Annotated in this window: 2 protein-coding genes and 1 pseudogene; 2 read left to right on the top strand and 1 reads right to left on the bottom strand. The window is 64.7% G+C overall.

Translation table 11 applies throughout. From position 1 onward, the window contains the following. Positions 1-189, top strand: a pseudogene (locus AC1DX0_RS35740) (DUF882 domain-containing protein); the annotation flags it as partial. Positions 190-203: 14 nt separating this feature from the next. On the opposite strand, the gene AC1DX0_RS35735 reads toward AC1DX0_RS35740, so the two are convergent. Beyond that, positions 204-974: an SDR family NAD(P)-dependent oxidoreductase gene (locus AC1DX0_RS35735; protein WP_477224014.1), complete on the bottom strand. Its 771-nt coding sequence runs from the start codon at positions 972-974 to the stop codon at positions 204-206. Between the two features lie 231 nt (positions 975-1,205). On the opposite strand from AC1DX0_RS35735, the gene AC1DX0_RS35730 reads away from it, so the two are divergent. Then, a partial coding sequence (locus AC1DX0_RS35730) for a caspase family protein (protein ID WP_477359184.1) occupies positions 1,206-1,541 on the top strand: 336 nt, incomplete at its 3' end.

Here is a 1,541-nt window from a genome sequence, read left to right as displayed (position 1 = left end):
GCGTCAACTGGTCGCGGCATCGCTGGCGGGGCCGGATCAGCGGCGGCGCCCGTCATCGCCGCCAATTTCATCCGCACGGCGCCGCAGCAGGTCTATCTCGACGGTTTCCAGCCGCGAGGACAGAAATCCGATCACCGCCGCTTCACTGGGTCGGCCGTGAAATTCCTGCCCATCGCCAGCTTCAAATAGGGGGCGGCAGGGGCCTACGCCACCGACCAGCCGCCATCGACCAGTATGTTCGCCCCGGTGATCAGCGACGCCGCCGGCGAGGCGAGGAACACCACGGTTCCCGCCACATCGATCGGGTCGCCGATGCGGCCGAGCGGGATGTGGCCGAGCACATGGGCGTGGAAGTCCGGTTCGGCGAGCGAGGGGCGTGTGCCGTCGGTCCAGATGAAGGTCGGCGCCACGCTGTTGACGGCGATCTTATGCTGCGCCCACTCGGCGGCCAGGCAGCGCGTCAGATGGTTGATCGCCGCCTTGGTCATGCAGTAGATCGCCTCGCCCTTCAGCGTCACCGTGCCGGCCTGAGAGCTGATGTTGATGATGCGCCCACCTTTTTGCGCGATCATCAGTTTGCCGACCGCCTGGGTGGTGAAGAACGTGCCCTTGAGGTTGACGTTGACCGTCAGGTCGAAATCCTCCTCGGTGACGTTTTCCGCCAGGTTTTCCGGCCCGAGCCCGACATTGTTGACCAGGACGTCGATGCGGCCGAAGGCGGCATGCGCGTCGGCGACGCCTTTGCGCACCGTGGCGAGATCGGTCGCATCCATCTGCACGGCTAGCGCCCGCCGGCCGATGCGTTCGATCTCGGCGACAAGCTCCGACCCGTCGGTCTTGCTGCGCACGCCGACGATCATGTCGGCGCCGGAGCCGGCGCAAGCCAGTGCACAGGCGCGGCCAATGCCGCGTGAGGCGCCGGTGACCAGCGCCACCTTGCCGGCCAGATCGAATTTTGGTGTAAAGTCCGTCATCGCAACCTCCCCTGAAGCTTTTCGGGCCGAATCTGTCGCCAGCGTGCGCATCGGAACGGCCACTTTTGCTCAAGACTACCTGCTCACGGCGTGAAAACCAGCCGGCATCTGCACCTCACGACAAGAACACCGTTCGTCCCGGGCCTTGCCATGCGCCGGCCATCATGATGCCATCTCCCTGGGGAAGATCGCGCCTTGCGGGTTCAGGGGTGGGCGATGCGGTTTGGGCGAATGACAGTCGAAAGGATGCGCATCTGCGTGGCGTTTGCCGCGGCACTGGTGCTGTGCCTGTGCGCGCTGGTCCCGGCTCACGCCGAGGAGCCGAAGGCGCTGAAAGGGATCGCGCTGATCATCGGCCAGTCCGACTATCATCATGTCGGCAAACTGCCCAATCCGGAAAATGACGCTCGCGCCATCGAGGAAATGTTCGACAAGCTCGGCTTCGAGACGACTGTGGCCACCAACCGCGACGCGCGCAAATTGCGGCGCGATCTCGAAGGCTTTGTCGACGATGCCGAAGGTGCCGATGTCGCCGTCATCTATTATTCGGGCCACGGCATCGAGGCC

It is taken from the genome of Mesorhizobium sp. P3_A9 (assembly GCF_056402975.1).
Note: the sequence above shows the minus strand (reverse complement) of the source record. Positions and strands in the feature narration are given on the sequence as shown.

What these genes read in the sequence shown, in the direction of transcription:
- AC1DX0_RS35735 (WP_477224014.1), bottom strand. Translation starts at nt 974, where the DNA reads ATGACGGACTTTACACCAAAATTCGATCTGGCCGGCAAGGTGGCGCTG.